At 60.9% G+C, this 22,053-nt stretch carries 17 protein-coding genes and 1 pseudogene; 2 read left to right on the forward strand and 16 right to left on the reverse strand.

Annotated elements, in window-relative coordinates; genetic code table 11:
* The 8 genes and pseudogenes from V9L13_RS06200 to arnB all read right to left on the reverse strand — a co-directional run bounded on the left by V9L13_RS06200 (window position 1) and on the right by arnB (window position 8,803).
* Window positions 1-1,361, reverse strand: a pseudogene (locus V9L13_RS06200) (UDP-glucose/GDP-mannose dehydrogenase family protein).
* Complete coding sequence (arnF, locus tag V9L13_RS06205; RefSeq protein WP_003224724.1) at window positions 1,358-1,771, reverse strand: 4-amino-4-deoxy-L-arabinose-phosphoundecaprenol flippase subunit ArnF; 414 nt, start codon at window positions 1,769-1,771, stop codon at window positions 1,358-1,360. The pseudogene V9L13_RS06200 and the gene arnF overlap by 4 nt, the downstream one beginning before the upstream one ends.
* The gene (gene arnE / locus V9L13_RS06210; RefSeq protein ID WP_003224726.1) at window positions 1,768-2,112 is read right to left on the reverse strand and encodes a 4-amino-4-deoxy-L-arabinose-phosphoundecaprenol flippase subunit ArnE; all 345 of its coding nucleotides are present in this window, start codon (window positions 2,110-2,112) and stop codon (window positions 1,768-1,770) included. The genes arnF and arnE overlap by 4 nt, the downstream gene beginning before the upstream one ends.
* The gene (gene arnT, locus V9L13_RS06215; protein WP_338801872.1) at window positions 2,109-3,758 is read right to left on the reverse strand and encodes a lipid IV(A) 4-amino-4-deoxy-L-arabinosyltransferase; all 1,650 of its coding nucleotides are present in this window, start codon (window positions 3,756-3,758) and stop codon (window positions 2,109-2,111) included. Before arnT (V9L13_RS06215) ends, arnE begins: the two co-directional genes overlap by 4 nt.
* A complete protein-coding gene (arnD, locus tag V9L13_RS06220; protein ID WP_003224730.1) occupies window positions 3,755-4,639 on the reverse strand; it encodes a 4-deoxy-4-formamido-L-arabinose-phosphoundecaprenol deformylase in 885 nt (294 codons plus the stop codon). The genes arnT (V9L13_RS06215) and arnD overlap by 4 nt, the downstream gene beginning before the upstream one ends.
* Complete coding sequence (gene arnA, locus V9L13_RS06225) at window positions 4,639-6,630, reverse strand: bifunctional UDP-4-amino-4-deoxy-L-arabinose formyltransferase/UDP-glucuronic acid oxidase ArnA (RefSeq protein WP_003224731.1); 1,992 nt, start codon at window positions 6,628-6,630, stop codon at window positions 4,639-4,641. Before arnA ends, arnD begins: the two co-directional genes overlap by 1 nt.
* Complete coding sequence (arnC, locus tag V9L13_RS06230) at window positions 6,627-7,658, reverse strand: undecaprenyl-phosphate 4-deoxy-4-formamido-L-arabinose transferase (RefSeq protein ID WP_201137718.1); 1,032 nt, start codon at window positions 7,656-7,658, stop codon at window positions 6,627-6,629. Before arnC ends, arnA begins: the two co-directional genes overlap by 4 nt.
* Window positions 7,655-8,803 carry a UDP-4-amino-4-deoxy-L-arabinose aminotransferase gene (gene arnB / locus V9L13_RS06235; RefSeq protein WP_262141195.1) on the reverse strand — a complete coding sequence of 383 codons (1,149 nt, stop codon included), beginning with the start codon at window positions 8,801-8,803 and terminating at the stop codon, window positions 7,655-7,657. The genes arnC and arnB overlap by 4 nt, the downstream gene beginning before the upstream one ends.
* A 437-nt stretch (window positions 8,804-9,240) precedes the next feature.
* On the opposite strand from arnB, the gene V9L13_RS06240 reads away from it, so the two are divergent.
* Window positions 9,241-10,131 (forward strand): tyrosine-type recombinase/integrase, encoded by an 891-nt coding sequence (locus V9L13_RS06240; protein WP_262141196.1) that lies wholly within the window; start codon window positions 9,241-9,243, stop codon window positions 10,129-10,131.
* Here the strand turns inward: V9L13_RS06240 and V9L13_RS06245 are convergent, their stop codons facing one another.
* From V9L13_RS06245 to V9L13_RS06270, 6 genes are all read right to left on the reverse strand, one after another.
* Window positions 10,132-11,190, reverse strand: coding sequence for an ABC transporter ATP-binding protein (locus tag V9L13_RS06245; RefSeq protein WP_338801873.1), 1,059 nt, complete (start codon window positions 11,188-11,190; stop codon window positions 10,132-10,134).
* On the reverse strand, window positions 11,187-12,782 hold the full coding sequence (locus V9L13_RS06250) for an iron ABC transporter permease (protein WP_338801874.1): 1,596 nt from the start codon (window positions 12,780-12,782) through the stop codon (window positions 11,187-11,189). Before V9L13_RS06250 ends, V9L13_RS06245 begins: the two co-directional genes overlap by 4 nt.
* A 3-nt stretch (window positions 12,783-12,785) precedes the next feature.
* Window positions 12,786-13,799 carry an iron ABC transporter substrate-binding protein gene (locus tag V9L13_RS06255; protein ID WP_338801875.1) on the reverse strand — a complete coding sequence of 338 codons (1,014 nt, stop codon included), beginning with the start codon at window positions 13,797-13,799 and terminating at the stop codon, window positions 12,786-12,788.
* A gap of 186 nt (window positions 13,800-13,985) precedes the next feature.
* Window positions 13,986-15,503 (reverse strand): glycosyltransferase family 39 protein, encoded by a 1,518-nt coding sequence (locus V9L13_RS06260; RefSeq protein ID WP_338801876.1) that lies wholly within the window; start codon window positions 15,501-15,503, stop codon window positions 13,986-13,988.
* Entirely contained in the window at window positions 15,500-17,221 is a 1,722-nt protein-coding gene (gene arnT, locus V9L13_RS06265) for a lipid IV(A) 4-amino-4-deoxy-L-arabinosyltransferase (RefSeq protein WP_338801877.1), read from the reverse strand. The genes V9L13_RS06260 and arnT (V9L13_RS06265) overlap by 4 nt, the downstream gene beginning before the upstream one ends.
* Before the next feature lie 295 nt (window positions 17,222-17,516).
* Entirely contained in the window at window positions 17,517-18,197 is a 681-nt protein-coding gene (locus V9L13_RS06270; RefSeq protein WP_338801878.1) for a histidine phosphatase family protein, read from the reverse strand.
* Between the two features lie 316 nt (window positions 18,198-18,513).
* Here V9L13_RS06270 and V9L13_RS06275 point away from each other — a divergent pair, with 316 nt between their 5' ends.
* The gene (locus V9L13_RS06275; protein ID WP_338801879.1) at window positions 18,514-19,827 is read left to right on the forward strand and encodes a HAMP domain-containing sensor histidine kinase; all 1,314 of its coding nucleotides are present in this window, start codon (window positions 18,514-18,516) and stop codon (window positions 19,825-19,827) included.
* Here V9L13_RS06275 and V9L13_RS06280 read toward each other — a convergent pair.
* Both V9L13_RS06280 and V9L13_RS06285 read right to left on the reverse strand, forming a co-directional pair.
* Window positions 19,785-20,336: a PqiC family protein gene (locus V9L13_RS06280; RefSeq protein WP_338801880.1), complete on the reverse strand. Its 552-nt coding sequence runs from the start codon at window positions 20,334-20,336 to the stop codon at window positions 19,785-19,787. The two genes, V9L13_RS06275 and V9L13_RS06280, sit on opposite strands and share 43 nt — an antisense overlap.
* A 16-nt stretch (window positions 20,337-20,352) precedes the next feature.
* The gene (locus V9L13_RS06285) at window positions 20,353-22,008 is read right to left on the reverse strand and encodes an MlaD family protein (protein WP_338801881.1); all 1,656 of its coding nucleotides are present in this window, start codon (window positions 22,006-22,008) and stop codon (window positions 20,353-20,355) included.
* Window positions 22,009-22,053: the final 45 nt, after the last annotated feature.

Raw genomic sequence — 22,053 nt, forward strand, 5'->3', positions numbered from 1 at the left:
TTAGGCCACTGTTGCAGCGGGATCGGCAGTTTGCGCGAGTCACCACGGCCGATCGGGAAGTACTTGAAGCCGTTGCGCGCCAGACGCTCGGCGTCGTACAGGTTGCGACCGTCGAAGATCACCGGGGCTTTCAGGCGCTGCTCGATCAGGTCGAAATCCGGCGCCTTGAACTGCTGCCATTCGGTGCAGATGATCAGCGCATCGGAACCCGACAGCACCGATTCCGGGGTGCCCATCAGCATCAGTTTTTCTTCGTTCGGATACAGATGCTGGGTTTCCTGCATCGCTTCCGGGTCGAACGCGCGAACGCTGGCGCCAGCGGCGAACAGCGAATCGAGCAGCACGCGGCTCGGCGCATCGCGCATGTCGTCGGTGTTCGGCTTGAACGCCAGGCCCCACAGGGCGAAGGTCTTGCCGCGCAGATCACCTTTGTAGAACGCATTGATGCGGTCGAACAGCTTGTGCTTCTGCCGCTCGTTGATCGCCTCGACCGCTTGCAGCAGGTCGCTGGAGCAATGCGCCTGTTCGGCACTGTGGATCAGCGCGCGCATGTCTTTCGGGAAGCACGAACCGCCGTAACCGCAGCCCGGGTAGATGAAGTGGTAACCGATACGCGTGTCGGCACCGATGCCCTGACGGACCGACTCGATGTCGGCGCCCAGGTGTTCAGCCAGTTCGGCGATCTGGTTGATGAAGCTGATCTTGGTCGCCAGCATGCAGTTGGCGGCGTATTTGGTCAGCTCGGCGCTGCGCAGGTCCATGAACATGATGCGGTCGTGGTTGCGGTTGAACGGCGAGTACAGGTCGCGCATCACATCGCGCACTTCGTCACCTTCGCAACCGATGACGATGCGGTCCGGACGACGACAGTCGGACACCGCCGAACCTTCCTTGAGGAATTCCGGGTTAGACACGATATCGAACTGCAGCTCACGACCGGCCTTGTCCAGCGCGGCTTGAATGTGTGCACGCAGGGTGTCGCCGGTGCCGACCGGTACGGTGGATTTCTCCACCAGGATCAGCGGCTGCTCACGGTGGCGCGCCACGGCGTCACCCACCGACAGCACGTATTTCAGATCGGCCGAACCGTCTTCACTGGACGGTGTACCCACGGCGATGAACGCGACGCGACCGTGTTGTACGGCGAGTTTTTCATCGGACGTGAAATGCAGGCGGCTGGAGTCCAGACCTTCGCGTACCAGGCTCGACAGGCCCGGTTCAAAGATACTGACGTGACCCTGGCGCAGCAGTTCGACTTTCTTCTGATCGATGTCCATGCACACGACGTCGTGACCGACTTCGGCCAACACGGCGGCCTGCACCAGGCCAACATAACCGCTACCAAATACTGTGATTTTCATGGAGCACTCCTGAATTCGGGCGCACGAGACGGACGAGTGTTAATAGTGATGACCCCGAGCATGACCAGTGCCACGCCCAGCGATTTAGTGAAACTGAACGATTCGTTGAACAGCGGCAGACTGGCCGCCAGCAGGTACACCAGCGCGTAGCTGATGCTCAATAGTGAATAAGCCCGGCCCAGCGGCAGATCGCGCAATGCCGCGAGCCAGCAGAGCATCGACAGGGCGTAGGCGAAAATTGCCACCAGCACCACCGCCAGTGCCGACAGATCGACACTGCCGGCGCTCAGCGCCGTCAGCCATTGTTCCGGTTGCGGCAGGCGCGTCATGCTCCAGCGCATGCCCAGTTGGGCACTGCTGACCAACCCCACGCTGGCGAGGGCGAAACCGATACCACGTGCCTTGTTCATGACTGTTGCCCCAGCAAAACCACGCCGCCGATCACCAGCGCCACGCCCAGCCAATGCTGGCGGTCGATGGGCTCGCGAAAGACGAAGCGGGCAATCAGGGTGATCAGCACGAAGTTGAGGCTGAGCATCGGGTAAGCGATGCCCACTTCAAGACGTTGCAACACCAGCAGCCACACCAACAGCCCGCTGCCGAGAGAAACCAGCGCCAGCCACAACCATGGCGAACGCAGTTTGTCGGCCCAGGACGAATCAACGCCGCGCCAGCTCTCCACGGCGAATTTCTGCGCGACTTGCCCCAGGCACGTCAGCAGACACGCCGTCAGTAACAGCAACCAGCTCATGACGGATCCTTGGGCAGCACCATGATCACCAGATTGCCCGATTCGTAACGGGTACCGTCCTTGGGCAGCAGGTCCAGCTCTTCGAGCTCGTCCTGGCCCTTGACGCGCATCAGCACACCGACCGCTCCGCTGCGGCGCGCTTCACGTACCCATTGTTGAACGTTGTCCTTGGTGAGTCGGCGCTCGGCGCCTTCCGGGTAGGAAAGACCGTACTTGAGTTCGCCGACCGTGTTGTACAGCGCGACCTCCGGTTGTTTCATGCGCCAGGCCAGTGCCGCCGCCGCGCCCAGATCGTTGCTCAGCAGATGCGTAGCGCCGGACAGTTCAGTGACGTGATGACGGACGAACTGATCAGGGGTCTTGTTGGCCACCACCGACTTGGGCAATGCCGCCGGCAGGATCCCGGCCAGCAACAGACTGCCCAGCGCCGGCGCCGCCCAGCATTGCAGCGGCAGGAACGCTTGCGCGAGGTTGGCGATGATCCAGCCGATCAGGGCGATGAACACCAGCACCATGCTGTGCAGTTCGTGGTCGTACACCGGTTTGTTCAATTGCAGGTAAACCAGTGCGATCAGCGTGACCACACCCAGCAGCAGGTTCAGCAGACCGTTGATCCCCAGCGCCCGACCTTGTTCAAGACGCAGGCGATCAGCCAGCGCATTGCCCAGCAGCAGTGCCAATGGCAACAGGCACGGCAGGATGTAGGTCGGCAGCTTGCCGTTGCTCAGGCTGAAAAAGCCCAGCGGCAGCCACAGCCACAACAGCAGGAAGACCATTTTCGGCTGGGCACGGGTTTGCCAGGCTTGCTTGAACGCGGTCGGCAACAGACCGACCCACGGCAGGCTGAACGCCACCAGCAGCGGCAGATAGAACCACCACGGCGCATCGTGCTGCGCATCGTCACCGGCAAAGCGGCGGATGTGTTCGTGCCAGAAGAAGAACCGCCAGTAATCCGGCTCCTGCGCGTGCACCGCCAGTGCCCACGGCAAGCTGACGATGATCGCGATGGCAATCGCCACCGGACCGAATACCAGCAGTTCACGCCAGCGTTTCTGCCAGAGCATCCACGGCAACGCGATCAATACCGGCAACAACCAGGCGAGAAAGCCCTTGGTCATGAAGCCCATGCCGCAGGCCAGCCCCAACACCGCCCAGGCGCCCAGACGTTGCCCGGTGCTGCGGCCGTCGAGCGCAAACCACAGCGCCACCAGGCTCAGGTTGACCCAGAAGGTGAATTGCGGATCAAGGTTGGCGTATCCGGCCTGGCCGGCGACGACCGTGAAGCTCATGTAGAGCAGGGCGCAGACGAAGCTCTTGCGCGGATCGTTCCATAGCCTGCGCGCGACCAGATAGGCCAGCAGCACACTCAAAACGGTGCTGAGGGCCGACGCGAAGCGCACGCCGAACAGGTTTTGTCCGAACAATTCCTGGCCGATGGCAATCATCCAGTAGCCGGCAATCGGTTTCTCGAAATAACGCAGCCCCATGAAATGCGGCGATACCCAGTTGCCACTGAGCAGCATGTCCTGGCTGATCTGTGCGTAGCGGGTTTCGTCGGGGATCCACAGGCCATGGGTGTGCAACGGCAACAGATAGGCCAGCAGACAGAGGCCGATCAACAGCGGCAGTGCCCAGCGTCTGGTCATGCGCCTTGCACTCCCAGCCAGCCTTCACGGCCTTCGAGCGCACCGCGTTGTACGCGGCCCACGGGCAACGTGTTGAAGAACTCGGGCAACAAGTCACCCAAGGGTTTGAAGTCAATATTGCGCTGGCGTGCATCGGCCAGCAATTGACGAAAATCCTGAGCCATCAGAATCCCTTCTACTTCGGCATGAATGGTGTAGACGTTGAGTGCTTGCGCCTGGAACCGGTCGAGGATGAAGGCGTTGAAGTCCTTCGCCGCCACGTGCGGGCCGACGACTTCGTCGAAGGTCGGCAGGTCCACCGGAATCTGCGGAGTCCCCGGCGTGCCGTCCGCCAGCAGCGGACGGAACAGGCTCTGCCCGCGACAATCGCTGTTGTAGCGAAAGCCGAAGGCCTGTTTGGCCTCGATCACGCGCTCGTCCGCACGCCAACCGGCGGCGGCCGAACACTGGATCTTTTCTCCGAGGATGTCGCTCAACGTGTCGACGCCCTGACGAATCTGTTCGATCAGTTGGGCATCGCTCCAACGCCCGGCGTTGGCCTGCCAGCCATGGTGATCCCAGGCGTGCAGGCCGACTTCGTGACCGGCGTCCCGGGCCTGACGCATCAGGTGCCCGAGATCACGGCCAATCGGTTTGCCGGGCCAGGCAGTGCCGGCCAGCAAAATGTCCCAGCCGTAGAGGCCGGCAGCGTTGGAGCGCAGCATTTTCCAGAGGAACTGCGGGCGGATCAGGCGCCACAGATGCCGACCCATGTTGTCCGGGCCGACACTGAAGAAAAACGTTGCCTTGACCTGCGCCTCGTCGAGCATCTCCAGCAGCCGCGGCACACCTTCACGGGTGCCACGGTAGGTGTCGACATCGATACGAAGACCTGCCTGCATTACTTCTTGTCCGCGATTTCGAGCATGGCTTCACGCAGGAAGAAGTCCAGGGTGTTGCCGATGGTTTCGCGCATTTCCACGGTCGGCTCCCAGTTCAGCAGGCGCTTGGCGTTGGCGATGCTTGGCTTGCGGTGTTCCACGTCCTGGTAACCGGCACCGTAGAACGCCTTGCTTTCCACGTCGCGGAAACCGGCGAACGGCGGGAAGTTGTGACGCAGCGGGTGCGCTTCGAACTGACGCAGCAGCTCTTCGCCCAACTGACGGATGCTGGCTTCGTTGTCCGGGTTGCCGATGTTGATGATCTGGCCGTTGCAGACATCGTTGTCGTTGTCGATGATCCGCGCCAGCGCCTCGACGCCGTCAGCGATGTCGGTGAAGCAACGCTTCTGCTCGCCGCCGTCGAACAGACGGATCGGCGTGCCTTCCACCAGGTTCAGAATCAGCTGGGTGATGGCGCGGGAGCTGCCGATACGCGCCGAATCCAGACGGTCCAGACGCGGGCCCATCCAGTTGAACGGACGGAACAGGGTGAAGTTCAGGCCTTTGGCGCCGTAAGCCCAGATCACGCGGTCCAGCAGTTGCTTGGAGACCGAGTAGATCCAGCGCTGCTTGTTGATCGGGCCGACGATCAGGTTCGAGCTGTCTTCGTCGAAGTTCTTGTCCTGGCACATGCCATAGACTTCCGAAGTCGACGGGAAGATCACGCGCTTGTTGTACTTGACGCAGTAGCGAACCAGTTTCAGGTTTTCTTCGAAGTCCAGCTCGAATACGCGCAGTGGGTTACGGGTGTATTCGATTGGGGTGGCGATGGCCACCAGCGGCAGGACCACGTCGCACTTCTTGATGTGGTACTCGATCCACTCGGAGTGAATGCTGATGTCGCCTTCGACGAAGTGGAAGTTCGGGTGGCTGCGCAGACGCTCGATGGCGTCGGAGCCGATGTCCAGGCCGTAGACTTCGTAGCGGTCGTCACGCAGCAGGCGCTCGGACAGGTGGTTACCGATGAAACCGTTGACGCCCAGGATCAGTACGCGAGTACGACGTGGCGCACGACCGGATTCGGCGCCGCGCAGCAGCGAGCCGTCCACCAGACCCAGTTCGTTGGCCAGTTGCGGGCCGCTGAGGTACAGACCGTTGTCGTTGCGCTGACCGGCGTTGATTACCAACGAGTCTTGACCGCAGGCAATGCGCAGTGGATCGACGCTGATCACGCGGCCTGGCGCCTGGCCTTCGTTGCCCTTGACGACTTCAGCGCTCCAGACGATCAGTTTGTGCTCGCCCACGGCGCAGAAAGCGCCCGGGTAAGGACGGGTCACGGCGCGCACCAGGTTGAACAGTTCTTCGGCCGGTTTGGCCCAGACCAGTTTGCCGTCCGCTGGGGTGCGACGACCGAACACGGTGGCTTTGGATTCGTCTTGCGGGGTTTCAGTGATCTTGCCTTGCAACATGTTCGGCAGGGTGTCGCGCAGCAGGTCGCTGGCGGCTGTGCGCAATTTGGCGTGCAGGGTCAGACCGGTGTCGCTGCGCTCGATGGCCACGCGTTGCTGGGCAACGATCGCGCCAGCGTCAGCGCGCTTGACCATACGGTGCAGGGTGACGCCGGTTTCGGTTTCGCCGTTGACCAGCACCCAGTTTGCCGGAGCGCGACCGCGATAACGTGGCAACAGCGAACCGTGCAGGTTGAACGCGCCTTTTTTCGCCAGGGCCAGCAGTGGCTCGCTCAGCAGGTTGCGGTAGTAGAAGGAGAAAATGTACTCCGGGTCCAGCTTGGCGATGCGCTCGATCCACAGTGGGTGGTTGGCGTCTTCCGGCGCGTGTACCGGAATGCCTTTGTTCGCGCACAGTTGTGCAACCGACGCATAGAACGCGTTTTCTTTCGGATCATCGGCGTGAGTGAACACTGCTGCAATGTCAAAGCCGCTGTTGAGCAGGGCTTCAATGCCGGCGCAGCCAATATCGTGGTAGGCGAAGACAACAGTTTTTGCACTCATGAGAGAACCTGATCGGAAGTGGAAGAATTAGCGGTAGAAGAAAGACCATCAACGGTGACGGCAGGGGCCGGATCGGCCGGCTGGCTGCGCAACACCTTTTCGATGAAGAAACGCGGACGGGCGCGCACATCGCTGTACATGCGGCCCAGGTATTCACCCAGCAGCCCCATGCCGATGAACTGGCCACCGGTGAACACGAACAGTACGGCGAACAGTACGAAGGTACCGCCACCCGCCCAGCCGGCACCGAACGCCAGACGCAGAATGATCAGCGCAACGGCGAACAGCACACCCAGACCGGCCATGGCGAAGCCGACGATGCTGAGCAAACGCAGCGGGGTGGTGGTCATGCAGGTGACCAGATCGAACATCAGGTTGATCAGGCGCATCGGGCTGTATTTCGAGTCGCCGTGTTCACGCTCGGCGTGGGCCACGACGATTTCGGTGGTATGACGGGCGAAGCTGTTGGCCAGGATCGGGATGAACGTGCTGCGCTCACGGCAGGCGAGCATCGCGTCGATGATGTTGCGGCGGTAGGCGCGCAGCATGCAGCCGTAGTCGCTCATGGCAACGCCGGTGGAGCGCTGCACGGCAAGGTTGATCAGCTTGGACGGATACCGGCGCAGCGCCGAGTCCTGCCGATTGCCGCGCACGGTACCGACCACGTCGTAACCTTTTTCGGCTTCGGCCACCAGCCGTGGGATTTCTTCCGGCGGGTTCTGCAGGTCGGCGTCGATGGTGATGACCACGTCGCCCTTGCACTGTTCGAAACCGGCCATGATCGCGGCGTGCTGACCATAGTTACGGTTGAGAATGACCGCCACGAACGGGCTGTTTTCACGCCCGGCGGCTTCTTCGAGCATGTTCGCCGATTCGTCGCGGCTGCCGTCGTCGACCAGCACGATTTCGAAGTCGTGATGCAACTGGCGGCAGGCCGCCTCGGTACGACGCAGCAGCTCGGGCAGGCTTTCCTGCTCGTTGTAGACCGGGATGACGATCGACACACTGCGGATTGGATAAGGTTTCACAGGCGTTTTTCCATGATTTGTGCGATGGCACCGACAACACGGTCAAGGTCTTGATCGGTCATGTCGGGGAACAGCGGAATCGAGCACAGCCGCGCCGAGTTCCATTCGGTGTTGGGCAGGTAGAGGTCGGGGTCACGCTGGCGATACCAGGTGTGCAGGTGGGTGGCAATGAAATGGATACCGGTGCCGATGCCCTGATCCTGCAAAGCCTTCATGAAAGCTTCGCGATCCATGCCGCAACGCTCGCTGTCGATGCGCAGGATGAACAGGTGCCAGGCGTGTTGCTGGGCGTAGTCGGGCAGGGCCAGCGGTTGCACTGGCAAGCCTTCGAACTTCTGCAGATAGCTCGTGGCCAGTTCGGTGCGACGGGCGTTGATTTCCTCCAGACGCTGCAGTTGCACCAGGGCAATCGCGGCGTTGACGTCGGCCAGGTTGTACTTGAAGCCCGGCTCCATCACTTGCGCCTGCGGCTTGCGGCCACCGGTCAGACGGTCATAGGCGTCGACGCCCAGGCCGTGGAATTTGAGCATGCGCACACGGCTGGCGAGGGCTTCGTCATCGGTGACGAACATCGCGCCTTCGGCACAGGTCATGTTCTTGATCGCATGGAACGAGAAGATCGCCGTGCCTTGCGAGCCGACGTGACGCCCCTTGTAGCGGGTGCCGGCAGCGTGGGCGGCGTCTTCGATGACCGGGATGCCGTGCTTGTCGGCGAGGGCATACAGCGGATCGAGATCGAACGCTGCGCCGGCATAGTGCACCGGAATGATTGCCTTGGTCCGCGGGGTGATGGCCGCTTCGATGCGCGCAGCGTCGGTCATCAACGTGTCGCGGTCGACATCGACGAATACCGGTTTGGCGCCCAGCAGGGAGATCATGTTGGCGGTCGAGACCCAGGTCTGCGACGGGGTGATGACTTCGTCGCCCGGGCCGATGCCCAGGGCCAGCAGCGTGATGTGCATGCCGCCGGTGGCCGAAGACAAGGCTACCGCGTGCTTGCAACCGACATACTGCGCAAACTGCTCTTCGAGTGCCTGGTTTTTCGGCCCCGTCGTGATCCAGCCCGAGCGCAACACCTGCTCTACGGCGGCAATTTCCTCATCGCCGATACTCGGGCGAGAGAAGGGGAGAAACGCCTGACTCATGGGCACCTCATTGCAAAAAAAATAAAGGATGAATTCACGGAATCGTTGGATCCAACCTCAGCGTAGACGCAGAAAAGCACTCCTGCATCAATAACTTGGCAAAAAAAGCATGACGTCGGGATCGATTGACTTTTCACGATTTGCCCGGCAGGTTGGGCAAAGCCACTACCGAACCGATGGGAATTAAGGTTATGCCGGTTTTTGTGAAAGGAACATGAAAAACCGGTTGGCGAATCGTTTATCTGTCACTTATACAGCCGCTGTTCAGGCTTCTACCGTCCATCGCAGTTTTTTGTCGGACAGTGCGGCCCTAGTACCTTCTTTACTTCAAGTACATTGCATTTGTTAGTTGTTGTAGTGCTGTACGTTTTTTACTCAAGGTTTATCGTTTGATTGATTTAGTTGCTGCAACCCCGGTCGTTCCAAAGCCCAACCCGATGAGCCTGTACCTCGCGCGTTTGGCGCCTTCCAGCCAGCTCACCATGCGCTACGTGCTGCAAGATGCAGCCGATCGCCTGGGATTTGAAGACATGAATGTCGAAGAGATTCCCTGGCATGCGTTACAACCCGAAGATGTTGTGGGTCTTGTCGCGGCGTTGCGCGCAGACAACTACGCACCCAACACTTCTTCGTTGTATGTGAATGCGGTGCGCGGGGTCATGAATGAAGCCTGGCGCATGAGCCTGATCAGCCAGGAACATCTGTTGAAAATGCGCTCGGTCAAGGGCATCGCTGGCACGCGGCTGTCCCAGGGGCGCAATCTCAAGCGCACGCTGATTCACGAATTGATGGAAGTCTGCGCCGCCGACCCGCGCCCGCAGGGCCTGCGTGATGCGGCAATCATCGCGTTGCTGTACGGCACTGGCATGCGCAAGTCGGAGTCGGTGGATCTGGACCTGAATCAGGTCGATTTCAGCGAGCGCAGCCTGTGCGTCACCGCCAAGGGCAACAAGCAGTTGATCAAATACGCACCGGCATGGGCGTTCAGCAAGCTCAATGCCTGGCTCGAACTGCGCCGTTCACAGCTCAAGGAAGGCGAGAGCGACGATGCCTTCCTGTTCAACCGCATCCGCCGTGGCAGCCACATCACCCGCGAGCGCATCACCAAGCACGCGATCTATTACATCGCCCGTCAGCGCGGGACGCAGGTCGGGGTGAAGATCATGCCCCACGATTTCCGTCGCTCGTTCATCACCCGGGTGATCGAGGAGCACGACCTGTCGATCGCGCAGAAACTGGCGCATCACAGCAACATCCAGACCACCGCCAACTACGATGTGCGCGATGACAACGAGCGGCGGCGGGCGGTGGATCGCTTCGATCTCTGATCAGTTCAGGCCAAACACATGCGCCGCACCGAGCACCGACAGTTGCACCGCGCTGCCGGCGGGCGGCGCGTGCATGCCGGAGCTGCGCACCAGAATCGAACGGGCCGGATCCTCAGTCGCGGACGAGCTCAGTTCAACCGTCAAGGTGCAGGTATTGCCGGCGAAATCGCGGTCGGTGACCAGCGCATGGCAGCCTTGACTGTCAGACGCCACTTCGGCGATCTGCAATTGTTCGGGGCGCAGCATGATCTGCGCGGCGCCGCTGAAGCCGTTGCTGTTCACCGCCACCTGACCCAGATCGCAATGCGCCCAACCTGCCTCGATCCGCGCGGGCAGGACCACTGCTTCGCCGAGAAAGTGCGCAGTCTGCTCATCATTCGGAAAGCGGTAGAGATCCATCGGATGCCCGGACTGCACCAGCCGGCCGCTGCGCATCACCGCCAATTGATCGGCAAACGACAACGCTTCGCTCTGATCGTGGGTCACCAGAATGGTGGTGACGCCGGCGTCTTCGAGCAGGCGCGCGACCATTTTGCGCATGGCACTACGCAAACCGGTGTCGAGGGCAGAGAACGGCTCATCGAGCAGCATCAGCCGTGGTTGTTGCGCCAGTGCCCGGGCCAGGGATACGCGCTGTTGCTGACCACCGGACAATTCGTGCGGCCAACAGTTGGCCATGTTCGCATCGAGGGCCACGCTGTCCATCAGCTCCAGAATGCGTTGATGGCGCGCGGCGCCGGTCAGGGCCAGGCCGAAACCGATGTTCGCCGCCACGGTCATGTGCGGGAACAACGCGCCGTCCTGCGGGACGTAGCCGATCTGCCGTTGATAGGCCGGCACCGCGTGGCTGCGGTCGACCAGCGTCTGGCCGTTGAGCGTGAGGCTGCCGCTGTCGGGAAACTCGAACCCGGCGATCATCCGCAACAGCGTGGTCTTGCCGGAACCGGAGGGGCCGACGATCACCGTGCGGCTGCCGGTCGGCACGTTGAGGCTGACGTCATCGAGCGCCTTTTGTGCGCCGAAGGTTTTACTGAGGTTGAGCAGTTCGAGAGCGTTCATCGGCCAGCGGTACGCCTGGATTGGTGATAGAGAATGGCCGTCAGCGGCAGAGAAAGCAGGATCATCAAGAGCGCGTAGGGCGCTGCGGCGGCGTAATCGATTTCGCTGGTCATCGCCCAGAAGCCAGTGGCGAGGGTGCGCGTGCCGTTGGGCGCGAGCAGCAGGGTCGCGGTCAGTTCATTGGTGATTGCCAGAAATACCAGGGCTGCCCCTGCCGCCGCGCCGGGAGCTGCCAGGCGCACGGTGATCAGCCACAATGCGCGCAACGGCGAGCGGCCAAGGCTTTGCGCGATGTTTTCCAGTTCGACCGGGGCCTGCGCGAAACCGGCGCGCAGACTGACCAGCGCCCGCGGCAGGAACATCAGCAGATAGGCCAAGAGCACGGTGATGGTGGTCTGGTAGATCGGCCGGGCGAAATGAATGGTCACGGTGACCAACGCCAACGCAACGACAATGCCGGGTAGCGAACTGGTGATGTAATTGCAGCCTTCCAGCAAGCGCTGCAGTTTGCCGGGAGAGCGGATTGACAGCCATGCAATGGGAATCGCCGCGATGCTGGTCAGCAACGCGCCGGCCACGCCATACGACAACGTCTGCAGCAGGGCCGGCATTAACTCGTCGCCTTGCCAGACCTGCACACCACCGGCCACCAGCCAGCGGCCCAGTGTCAGCAACGGCACACCGAGCGCCAGCAGGCAGGTCAGCGTTTGCAGGAGTAACGCCAAAGATGTCGCGCCGCGCCCCAGTTGTACGCTGCGCTGATCCCGGGCGCTGCCGGACCCGACTCGCGCATACCGCGCCTGGCCACGGGCGGCGGATTCAGCCGTGAGCATCGCCAGACAGCACAGCGCCAGAACCCCGGCGAGCATGTTGGCGGCCGGGCCGTTGAAGGTCGATTTGAACTGATCGAAGATCGCCGTGGTGAAGGTGTCGAAACGGATCATCGCGTACAAGCCGTACTCGGCCAGCAAATGCAGACCGACCAACAAGGCTCCACCGCAGATTGCCAGGCGCAATTGCGGCAACACCACCCGAAAGAACACCGCCCAAGGCTTGAGTCCCAAGGATTGCGCAACGTCTTCAATCGCCGGATCGAGACGACGCAAGGTCGCGGCAATCGGCAAATACAGAAACGGGAAATACGCGATCACCGACACCAGCACGCCGGCGGGCAGACCGTGGATCGATGGAATCAGGCTGACCCACGCGTAACTGTGGACGAACGCCGGCACGGCCAACGGTGCGACCGCCAGCACTGACCACAAGCGTCGGCCGGGGAGGTTGCTGCGTTCGGTCAGCCAGGCCAGGGTTGTCCCGAGCACGATGCACAATGGCAGGGTGATCAGCACCAGCAGCACGGTGTTGATCAGCAATTCGCCGACCCGCGGGCGAAATATCATGGCTTCGATGGTTGCCCAACCGGTGTACCACGACACGCCGATCACGAACGCAATCGGCAGCAGTGACAACAATGACACCAGCACCGCCGAGCTCACCACCCACGAGCCGCCGCGCCCGCCAAGCCTGCGGGCAGGGTGGAGGAGGCTGGCGGGGGCCGTCGCAACGGCCGGTGCAGGCAAGGTTTCGGGCATCACTTAGAGCAATCCGGCCTGGGTCATCAGCTCGACGGCTTTTTTGCTGTCGAGGGTCGACGCGTCGACTTTCGGCGCATCGAGGGTTTTCAGCGGTGTCAGTTTCGGGTTGGACGGCGCGCCTTTGCCCACGGCGTACTCGAAGGAGGTGCCGGTTTCGAGAACTTCCTGGCCTTCCTTGCTGGTGATGTATTTGACGAACGCCTGCGCCTGCTCCGGATGCTTGCTCGATGCCAGGACGCCGGCGCCGGAGGTGCTGACGAATGCGCCCGGATCCTGATGTTTGAAGTAGTACAACTTGGTGTTGTTGCTGTTTTCGCCGGTCTTCGACTGATCGACGAAGCTGTAATAGTGATAGATCACGCCGCTGTCGATCTGCCCGGCGTTCACCGCTTTGAGCACCGCGCTGTTGCCGCGATAGATGGTTGCATTGGTTTTCATGCCCTTGAGCCACTCCAGCGTGGCGGCTTCGCCTTTCTGTTGCAGGACGGCGGCGACGATCGCCTGGAAGTCGGCGCCAGCCGGGGAGGCGGCCCAGCGGCCTTTCCATGCCGGGGTGGCGAGGTCGAGCAGGGATTTGGGCAGGTCTTTTTCAGTCAGCTTGCTCGGGTTGTAGACGAACACGGTGGAACGGGCAGCGATGCCGACCCAATTGCCGTGGGCCGGGCGGTAGGCGGAATCGACTTGCTCAAGGGTCGCGGGCGCCAACGGGGCGAACAGTTTGGCATTGTCCACCAGCACCATCGCCGGGGAGTTCTCAGTGAGGAATACATCTGCCGGCGAGGCGGCGCCTTCCTGCACGAGCTGGTTGCCCATTTCGGTGTCATCGCCATTGCGAATGGTCACCGGGATCCCGGTTTCCTCGGTGAACCCGGCCACCCAGGCCTTGGTCAGCGTTTCATGCTGCGCGTTGTAAACCACCAGACCCACCGAGTCGGCGGCAAACGCCTGCCCGGTGCCGAGCAATGCGGTGGCCAGCAATGCGCGCTTGAAGAAGGATGGAAGGCGTGGATTCATTCGGGCAGCTCCTGTTTTTAGACGTTATGAGCAAACCCTCGCAGGAAACAATGCGAACGATTTGCAAGTGTCGAGTCGCGGCAATGTAGGGTGGCAAATGAGAAAAAAACGTCAAAGAAGCCGTTAATACTTGTCATTGCCATTCAAATTTACCGCGACTCTCCACTTTTGTCTTAACGTCATTGCTCAGGAGTGGGGGATGTAGGCCACGCTCTGGTCTTCACGCCCGTGGAATAGCTGCTCGCCACAGGTGGGCGTGGTGGTGATGACCTGGTGATCAGCCTTCAGCGCATCCAGTGGCACGGCATCACCGGAACGGTATTGCGCGACGAAAATCGTGCGTTGCGGATCCCAATGTTCCCCGCTGGTTCTTTCCAGCCAGGCGATCAGCGTCGCGGTGTCGCCATTGTGCGGGAAGTCCTGGATCGTTTCCGGTACGTAGTAGAACGGTGCACCACCGGTTTGCAGGTACATCGGCACTTTGTTGTCGACCTCGATCATGACCATCCGCCATTGATTCAACGGTGCCTGCTGACTGGCCTGTTCGCGAACCTGCTCGCCGAAGCGGATAACACCGCCGCCGCTGTTGGTCCACGGGTAAAGCACCCCCAGGATCGCGGCGAGCAACACCGTGGTAACGGCGAAGCCGATCTTCAGACCACGACCTGCGCTGTTGCGAGCGGCCATGCGCCGGGTCACCCACCAGGCTCCCAGCAGTTGCGCGAAGGGCACCAACGGCAAGACGTAATAGCTGCGGCGACTGCCACACGCGGTGAAGAACAGCATCAGCAACGCGAGCCCCTGAATCAGCCAGCGGGTGTCTGGTTCGATGTGCTTCCAGTTGCGCGCGGCCACCCACAAGGCGATCAACCAGCACGGTGCCCATGGCAGGGTGTAAACCGGCAGGTAGATCAAGTAGGTGTAAATCGGCCCGAACTGATCGAACGGCTGAAAAAACCGCACGACGTTTTCGCGCAGCACCAGGCCGAGGCCGCTCTGTTCGTAGTTGGGCGCACCGTAGAGGTGGGACAACAGGAACGGCGTCATGTAGAACGCCCCGGCGATCAGCAGAGCACCCAGCAGTCGCAGGTTCAGGTGACGTTTCCAGCGGTGTTCGCTGAGCAGGTGCGGCAGCAGCACCAGCCCCGGCAGAATGAAACCGATCAGGCCTTTGAACAGCGATGTCAGCGACAGCAGGCCGAAGAACACCACGTAGCGCCAGAACCGGGTGTCATCCGGGCCACGCCAGTACCACCAGACGGCCGCCAGTACACCGCAAACGGTGAGGATGTCGGCGGTGGCGACTCGCGCCCAGAACACGAAGTAGAACGTGGTCGCCAGCATCCAGCCGGCGATCAACCCGGTGCCTTTGCGAAACAGTTGCTCGCCGATCAGGTACACCAGCCACACGCTGAGCCACGCGGAAATCACCGAAGACAGACGCAACGACCAATGCCCCAGTCCGCCGGTGAACCACGAGGTGGCGGTGATCAGCCAGTACGACAGCAGCGGCTTGTCGTAGTACGGGCTGCCCTTGAGATAGGGGTCGAAATAATCGCCGCTTTGCAGCATCTGCAACGCGATGTTGGCCCAACGGGTCTCCGGCCCCCACAGCTCACGACTGCCCAACCCCAGTAGTAAAAGCAGGGCAGTCGCTGCCAGCAGAAGCAGCAACTGCCTCCGTTCAGTCCTGGTCTGGGTCATGGCTGGCTCTGACTGAAGATGAGGATTTCGATTTGGCCACGGCGGTAGTGCTTGCCGTCTATTGGCAGCAGTTCAAGTTGTTGCGCGTCCGATGTGCTGTTGACTCGCATCACCACGCCCACCGAGCCTTTCTTGCGCGCTTCGGTCATCCATTGGCCAACACCTTCCAGGCTGACCTTGCGTGAGGCCATGGCCGGGTCATCGAGGCCGTACTTGAGCTCGCCAACGGTGTTGAACAGGTCGACTTGCGGGCGGCGCAAGCGCCATGACAACGCAGAAGCCGCGCCCAGGTCGTTGCTCAGCAACGAGCTGGTCTGGCTGAGTTCCTGCTGATGTTCGGCGATGAACTGATCCGGCATCTTGCTGTTGACGATGGTCGCCGGCATTGCAGCGGGTAGCAGCGCGACAAGCAGGCCGATGCCCAGCGCCGGCATCGCCCACAGCGTCAGAGGTCGCAAGGCTTGCAGCGAACCGGCAATGATCCAGCCGAGCAATACGATGTAGGCCAGCGACAGGCTGAACATCTCGGTGTTTGCATAGATTTCACGGGTCGCTTGCAGATAAATCAGCGCCACCAGCGCGGCGCCGGCCAGCACCACGTTGACCACACCGTTGGTACGCAAGACGCGGCCGTTCTGGTCAGCGAGCCAGTTCATCACGGTGTAGCCCATCAACAGGGCCAATGGCAGCAGGCACGGCATGATGTAGGTCGGCAGTTTGCCGCTGCTCGCGCTGAAAAACGCCAGGGGCAGCAGGAACCACAAAGCCAGGAAGGCGATTTTCGGGTCACGCTTTTCGCGCCAGGTGCGCAACAGCGTCGAAGGCAGCAGCAATGCCCATGGCAAGGTGGCGGCAAACAGCAGCGGCAGATAGAACCACCATGGCCGTGCATGCTGTGCGTCTTCGCCGGCGGCAAAGCGGCGGATGTGTTCGTGCCAGAAGAAGAACCGCCAGAAATCCGGTTCACGGTAATGCACGGCCAGTGCCCAAGGCACGCTGACCAGAGCGGCCACCGCAACGGCGACCAGACCATAACGCACCAGCTCGCCAAAGCGTCGTTGCCAGATCATGTAGGGCAGGGCGATCAGCACTGGCAGCATCAGGGCGAGGAAACCTTTGGTCATCAGGCCCATGCCACAAGCGAGGCCCAACAACGCCCAGCCGCCCAGGCGCGCGCGCGGGGTGGTGCTGTCGATGGCAAACCAGATCGCCACCAGGCTGAGATTGACCCACAGGGTGAACTGCGGATCGAGGTTGGCATAGCCGGCCTGACCTGCAATCAGGCCGAAGCTCATATAAAGGAGGGCGCACGCTGCGCTGATTCGTGGGTTGTTCCACAGGCGACGGGCCAATAGGTAGGCCAGCCACACGCTTACGCCGGTGCTGAGCGCCGAGGCGATGCGTACGCCGAACAGGTTTTCACCGAAAATGGCCTGGCCGATGGCGATCATCCAGTAGCCGGCAATCGGTTTTTCGAAGTAGCGGATGCCCATGAAGTGCGGCGCCACCCAGTTGCCGCTCAGCAGCATTTCCTGGCTGATCTGGCCATAACGGGTTTCATCGGGAATCCACAGACCGTGAGTCATCAGTGGCAGCAGATAAAAGACCACGAATGCCAGCACCAGACCGGGTATCGCAAAGCGCTCGACCAGGGTGCTCTGGTGGAGGCGCGGCAAATTCAACGCTGCATGGTGCAGCGGTTTGTTCTCAGACGTCATGACTGGACCTTGGTGCAGTACAAAGTGTGCGTTTCAGTGAAGCGCCTGGCGATTTCCGTTGCAGGCGCGGCACTGGGTTGAATGAATGCAGAAGCGAGCACGTCCGAAGGGCGTGTCCTGTATTCAGAGAACGGGTCTGCTTCCAGCTTTAAGTTCTCCTCGGGAAGACAAGCTCTAAAATGAAATATGTCCAGTTGCTCAAAATAAAAAACATTTCTTATTACAATTTCATAGGCGCCAATACCCTGTGCCAGAGCATTGGCCGAGCTGTTTGTTGCTTGATTAAGTTTGCTGGTTACTTGGTCAATCGCTGCCAGCCTTCGGGGTTCATGATGCCAATGACTTCAAGTTTTCCTTGTGCATCTATACGGGCTAAAACCGCGCCGCCATATTCGGTGGCGACCGCGCGCGGGTAACCGGTTTGTCTTTCGAAATCGGCGATGCAGCCGCTGTGGGTCACGAGGATCATGTTCTGCCCCGGGGTCTTGTGCGCCACCAACTCATCGCGCATCGTCGGGCCACAGGTTTCCAGCCATTCTGCCGCCACTGCGTCGCGACCGAACATGTAATGAGCCGTCTGCGCAGTGCGCGTCAGCGGGCTGGTGAACACTTGGGTCTGCTGCATTCCCAATTGCGTAAAGGCCCGGCCGACGGAGGCTGCGGAGACACTGCCTGCCTGGGTGATACCGTCTGCCGGACCCAGGCAAATGTTGCTCGAGCGGTCACAGCGTTCGGCGTGGCGCACCAGTGCGACGACCTCGCCAGCCTGCCAGGCTTTCACCCATTGCTGTGTGGTAGAGGCGCTGACATAACGCAGGTTGGCAGGTGAACGCTGCAGCCAGACGAAGCCACAAATCAGGCTGATCACCAGCACGCCGGCAGCGATGGCGACCCAGGCCCGCGGACGAGAGAGGTACGATCTCTTGGGTGCTGATTGTATTTGTACTAATTCAACCACGACGTTGCCCCTTGTCATTCCCGAGTTCCATTCAGTTCACACGCAAAGTGCAACGTAAGCTCCAGGAGGTTAGGTACTTTACGGCGGGTTGCTTGAATGGCTGCTGAACACTACGTTCAGAGTCGTGGCGGCGCAGTGAAGAACATGTGAAAAATTTGCGAGAGAGGCGCAGGTATCAACAGAAACGGCTATTTGATAACTAAACTCAAATAGCCGTTTTGTTTGCTTGAAGCACTTAACAACTGCGCCGGGCAAGGCGAAGCTGCGCGCTTTGGGCAACGTCGTCGCGCCGCCCCTTGCAGCTCTGACATCAGCACTGGAGTCATTGAACCGGATGGACCTCAAGCAAAGCCTCGCCAATCGGATCGTGATTGTGTTCGCCTTGATGAGCGCGGTGGTAGCCGGTGTCTTCGCGATGGGCATTGTGGCCACGGTGCATGTCGTCGAGCACAAGTTGACCATGACGGCCCTGAGCGGCGGACTGCGCCGGTTGCTGGCGATGGACGACATCAACCAGTGGCGCCATGAGCCGGAAAAGAGCGAACTGTTTTTTTTCGAGAACGGTCCGGGGCCCATGGCGCTGACGCCGCAACTGGCAAAACTGCCCCTGGGGTTTCAGGAGATCACCTTCAACGGTGATGATTTCTACGCCATGGTCGAGGCAGTCGGCGGACGCAAGTATGTGCTGCTGCGCAATCAGGAAAGCTTCGAACAACGCGAGCACCTGCTGTTCGTCGTGGTGATTGTCGGGTTCATCCTCAGTGTCATGTTGGCTGTCGCACTCGGCAGGCTGCTGGCGCGGCAGGTCATGGCGCCGGTGATTCGCCTGGCGGGGCAGGTACGTCATCGCGATCAGTTGATCGCGTTGGCGCCGGCCCTGCATCCGGATTACGCCGATGATGAAGTAGGGGAGTTGGCGCTGTCTTTCGACCAGACACTCGGCCGGTTGCGCGAGACTCTGAACCGGGAAAAGCTCTTCACCAGTGACGTGAGCCACGAACTGCGCACACCGCTGATGATTCTCGCCAGCTCCTGCGAGCTGTTGCTGGCCAACCCCTCGCTGGATCGACGTTCCACTGAGCAGGTCAAACGCATTGCCCGGGCCAGCGCTGAAATGCGCCAACTGGTCGAAACCTTCTTGATGCTGGCGCGCAAGCCGGAAGAGCTTGGCACCGAATCCACCTGCACACTCAAATCTATCGCTGACGCCCAGGTGGAAATCTGGGGGCGATTGATTCGCGAAAAGGGCCTGGAGTTCATTTACGAGCCGCAACTGGCTGGCAGCACGCGCTATGACCTGACGTTCTTGCAATCGGTCATGGGCAATCTGTTGCGCAATGCCTGGCACTACACCGATCAGGGCTTCGTCCGGTTGACTCTGCTCAAGGACAGTTTCGTGGTCGAGGACAGCGGCATCGGTATTCCGGAAGAGAAACGCCAGGCGATGTTTCAGCCATTCGTGCGTGGTGACGAACAGCGCGGTGAAGGGCTTGGCCTGGGGTTGTCGCTGGTGCAGCGGATCTGCAGCCATCAGCACTGGCAGGTTCAGTTGGTGACTCGCGAACCCAACGGCTGCCGTTTCACCGTCACGCTACCGGCGGCGACTCAGGACGCCGATGGACAGGTGCGTGAATTGCCCGCCGCTTGATTGATCAGGGCAGCCAGGCGTTTGACGTTGTTCTGTTGCGCGGCCACCAGGTCATCGATGCTCGGGCCGGACGGTGTTTGCAAGGTTGAATGACACGTCAGCAGAGCATTGTCCGCCGCACCGCTCGGGCGCAGGCGCCACTTGACGTCGATCAGCCCGTATTGTCCGGGAATCGAGTCAAAACGCTGCACATCAATGCGCACCGAAACGGTGCCGCGACTGCCGGTATTGCTCAGTTGATCGCTCAACGCGCTGCGCAACTCATCCGCCAGACTCGCCCCCCACCATTGGGTTTCCAGAATCGCCAGGCCATTGTTGCCCTGACGGATGACAATTTGCGGGCGATCGACCTGTGGCGGCACGCTGATCGCCTCGATGGGAATTTGCGCACCGGCCCGGGACGCCGGCAGTTGCACCGGCGTCAGGGTGTGAAAGTTGATCGGCTCGCTGCGGCAGGCACCCAGCAGCATGAACGCAGCGAGCACGGTGATCTTCAGCGGTAAAGCCATGGGGTAGCTCCTGTGCTCAATTGCGTGGCGGTCCTTTCAGATCCAGCGGCGCGGCATTGTCGGGGCGACCGCGAATCAGCGATTCCGGATGGCGCCCGAGATAATCCGACAGCTCACGCAGTGACCGCGACATGCGTCCGAGTTCGTCGAGGGTCTCGGTGAGTTTCTCGCGCTGCGGTGAGTCTTCGGCGAGGGTCGAACTGGCGGACTGCAAGGTCTTGCTGACGTCGGCCAGGGTGGTCTGCACGCTCGGCAGGGTTTTCGCGTTGAACTGTTGCAGGCCTTTGCGCAGCTCCACGAGGTTGCTGTCGAGGTTGCCGGCAATCCGCTCGACCGGCAGTTTGTTGAGCTTGTCGACCACGGCTTCGAGTTTTTCCTGCAACTGTTCGAGGCTGCCGGGCACGGTGGGCAAAACCACCGGCCGGGCCGTCGGGTCAAACGCGACTTTCTCGGCTTTCGGGAAGAAGTCCAGTGCAACGTACAGCTGCCCGGTCAGCAGGTTGCCACTGCGGGCCTGAGCGCGCAGACCGTTATCGACGAAGGTGCCGAGCAGACGAATACCGGCGGCTTCGTCGTTGGGATCGTGCTTGAATTCGGTCAGCATCTTTTTGTAGGCCTGGCCCAGGCGCTGCGGGTAAATGACGATGCCGACGTTAAGCGGGAAGCTGCGTTTTTTCGCGTCGAAGTCCAGGTTGATCCCGACGACCCGGCCGATCTCCATGCCCAGAAACTCTACCGGTGCATCGACCTTGAGCCCGCGCAGCGACTGATCGAAACGCAGCACCATGTATTGCGCCTTGCCGTTGGGCGGGGCGAGGGCGGTCTGCTGATCGGCGAACAGCTCGAAGTCTTTGTCGTCCGTGGCAGCAACGTCGTTGGGGCTGTAATCCGGCGCACGGAAGGCAATGCCGCCGACCAGCATGGTCGACAGCGATTCGGTCTTTACTGCGAAGCCGTTGGCGCCGACATTGATGTCGATGCCGCTAGCGTTCCAGAACCGGGTATTTTCGGTGACGAACGCGTCGTTCGGCGAATGGATGAATACCTCGATGTCCACGCCTTTGCCCTCGGGATTGAGGGTGTAGGTGACGACCTGACCCACCGGAATCTTGCGGTAGTAAACCGGCGACCCGATGTCCAGCGAGCCGAGATCCGGGGCGTGCAGCATGAAGCGCTTGCCCGGTTCGCCGTAAGTGATCGGCGGTGGATTTTCCAGACCCTTGAAGTGTTTGGCGCGGCTGTCGGATTGGCCGATATCGGCACCGATGTAGTCGCCGGAGAGCAGGGTGTCGATGCCCGAAACGCCACCGGCGCCGATGCGCGGGCGCACGACCCAGAAGTGTGAGTCTTCGCGGGTAAAGGTTTCGGCCTGCTTGGCCAGTTTGATCGTGGCGTCGACGCTCTTCTGGTCGGCGCTCAACTCGACGTCAGTCACCTGACCGATCACCACGTTGCGATACTTGACCTCGGTCTTGTTGGCGGTCAGACCGCTGCCGGTCTTGAAGTTGACGACGATGGTCGGGCCTTCCTGCAGCAGGTTGTGCACCACCAGCGAAATACCGACCAGCACCGCCACGATCGGCACGATCCACACCAGTGAAATGCTGAAACGACGCGTCTTGATCGGCGCTTGGCCCGGTGCTCGTGGCTCATCGGCGGCTGACGACTTCATCCATGTCCCCCTCGGTTTTGTGGATGCTGAGCGTCAGGAACGCAA

Source organism: Pseudomonas sp. RSB 5.4 (genome assembly GCF_037126175.1).
Taxonomy (GTDB): domain Bacteria; phylum Pseudomonadota; class Gammaproteobacteria; order Pseudomonadales; family Pseudomonadaceae; genus Aquipseudomonas; species Aquipseudomonas fluorescens_H.

Bases quoted from the DNA above. Each gene is read 5' to 3' on its own strand.
- V9L13_RS06270 (WP_338801878.1), bottom strand. From the start codon at position 18,197: ATGACAAGGGGCAACGTCGTGGTTGAATTAGTACAAATACAATCAGCA.
- arnE (WP_003224726.1), bottom strand. From the start codon at position 2,112: ATGAGCTGGTTGCTGTTACTGACGGCGTGTCTGCTGACGTGCCTGGGG.
- V9L13_RS06250 (WP_338801874.1), bottom strand. From the start codon at position 12,782: ATGCCCGAAACCTTGCCTGCACCGGCCGTTGCGACGGCCCCCGCCAGC.
- V9L13_RS06240 (WP_262141196.1), top strand. From the start codon at position 9,241: ATGAGCCTGTACCTCGCGCGTTTGGCGCCTTCCAGCCAGCTCACCATG.
- arnT (WP_338801872.1), bottom strand. From the start codon at position 3,758: ATGACCAGACGCTGGGCACTGCCGCTGTTGATCGGCCTCTGTCTGCTG.
- V9L13_RS06275 (WP_338801879.1), top strand. From the start codon at position 18,514: ATGGACCTCAAGCAAAGCCTCGCCAATCGGATCGTGATTGTGTTCGCC.
- V9L13_RS06245 (WP_338801873.1), bottom strand. From the start codon at position 11,190: ATGAACGCTCTCGAACTGCTCAACCTCAGTAAAACCTTCGGCGCACAA.
- V9L13_RS06285 (WP_338801881.1), bottom strand. From the start codon at position 22,008: ATGAAGTCGTCAGCCGCCGATGAGCCACGAGCACCGGGCCAAGCGCCG.
- arnT (WP_338801877.1), bottom strand. From the start codon at position 17,221: ATGACGTCTGAGAACAAACCGCTGCACCATGCAGCGTTGAATTTGCCG.
- V9L13_RS06280 (WP_338801880.1), bottom strand. From the start codon at position 20,336: ATGGCTTTACCGCTGAAGATCACCGTGCTCGCTGCGTTCATGCTGCTG.
- V9L13_RS06260 (WP_338801876.1), bottom strand. From the start codon at position 15,503: ATGACCCAGACCAGGACTGAACGGAGGCAGTTGCTGCTTCTGCTGGCA.
- arnA (WP_003224731.1), bottom strand. From the start codon at position 6,630: ATGAGTGCAAAAACTGTTGTCTTCGCCTACCACGATATTGGCTGCGCC.
- V9L13_RS06255 (WP_338801875.1), bottom strand. From the start codon at position 13,799: ATGAATCCACGCCTTCCATCCTTCTTCAAGCGCGCATTGCTGGCCACC.
- arnB (WP_262141195.1), bottom strand. From the start codon at position 8,803: ATGAGTCAGGCGTTTCTCCCCTTCTCTCGCCCGAGTATCGGCGATGAG.
- arnF (WP_003224724.1), bottom strand. From the start codon at position 1,771: ATGAACAAGGCACGTGGTATCGGTTTCGCCCTCGCCAGCGTGGGGTTG.
- arnD (WP_003224730.1), bottom strand. From the start codon at position 4,639: ATGCAGGCAGGTCTTCGTATCGATGTCGACACCTACCGTGGCACCCGT.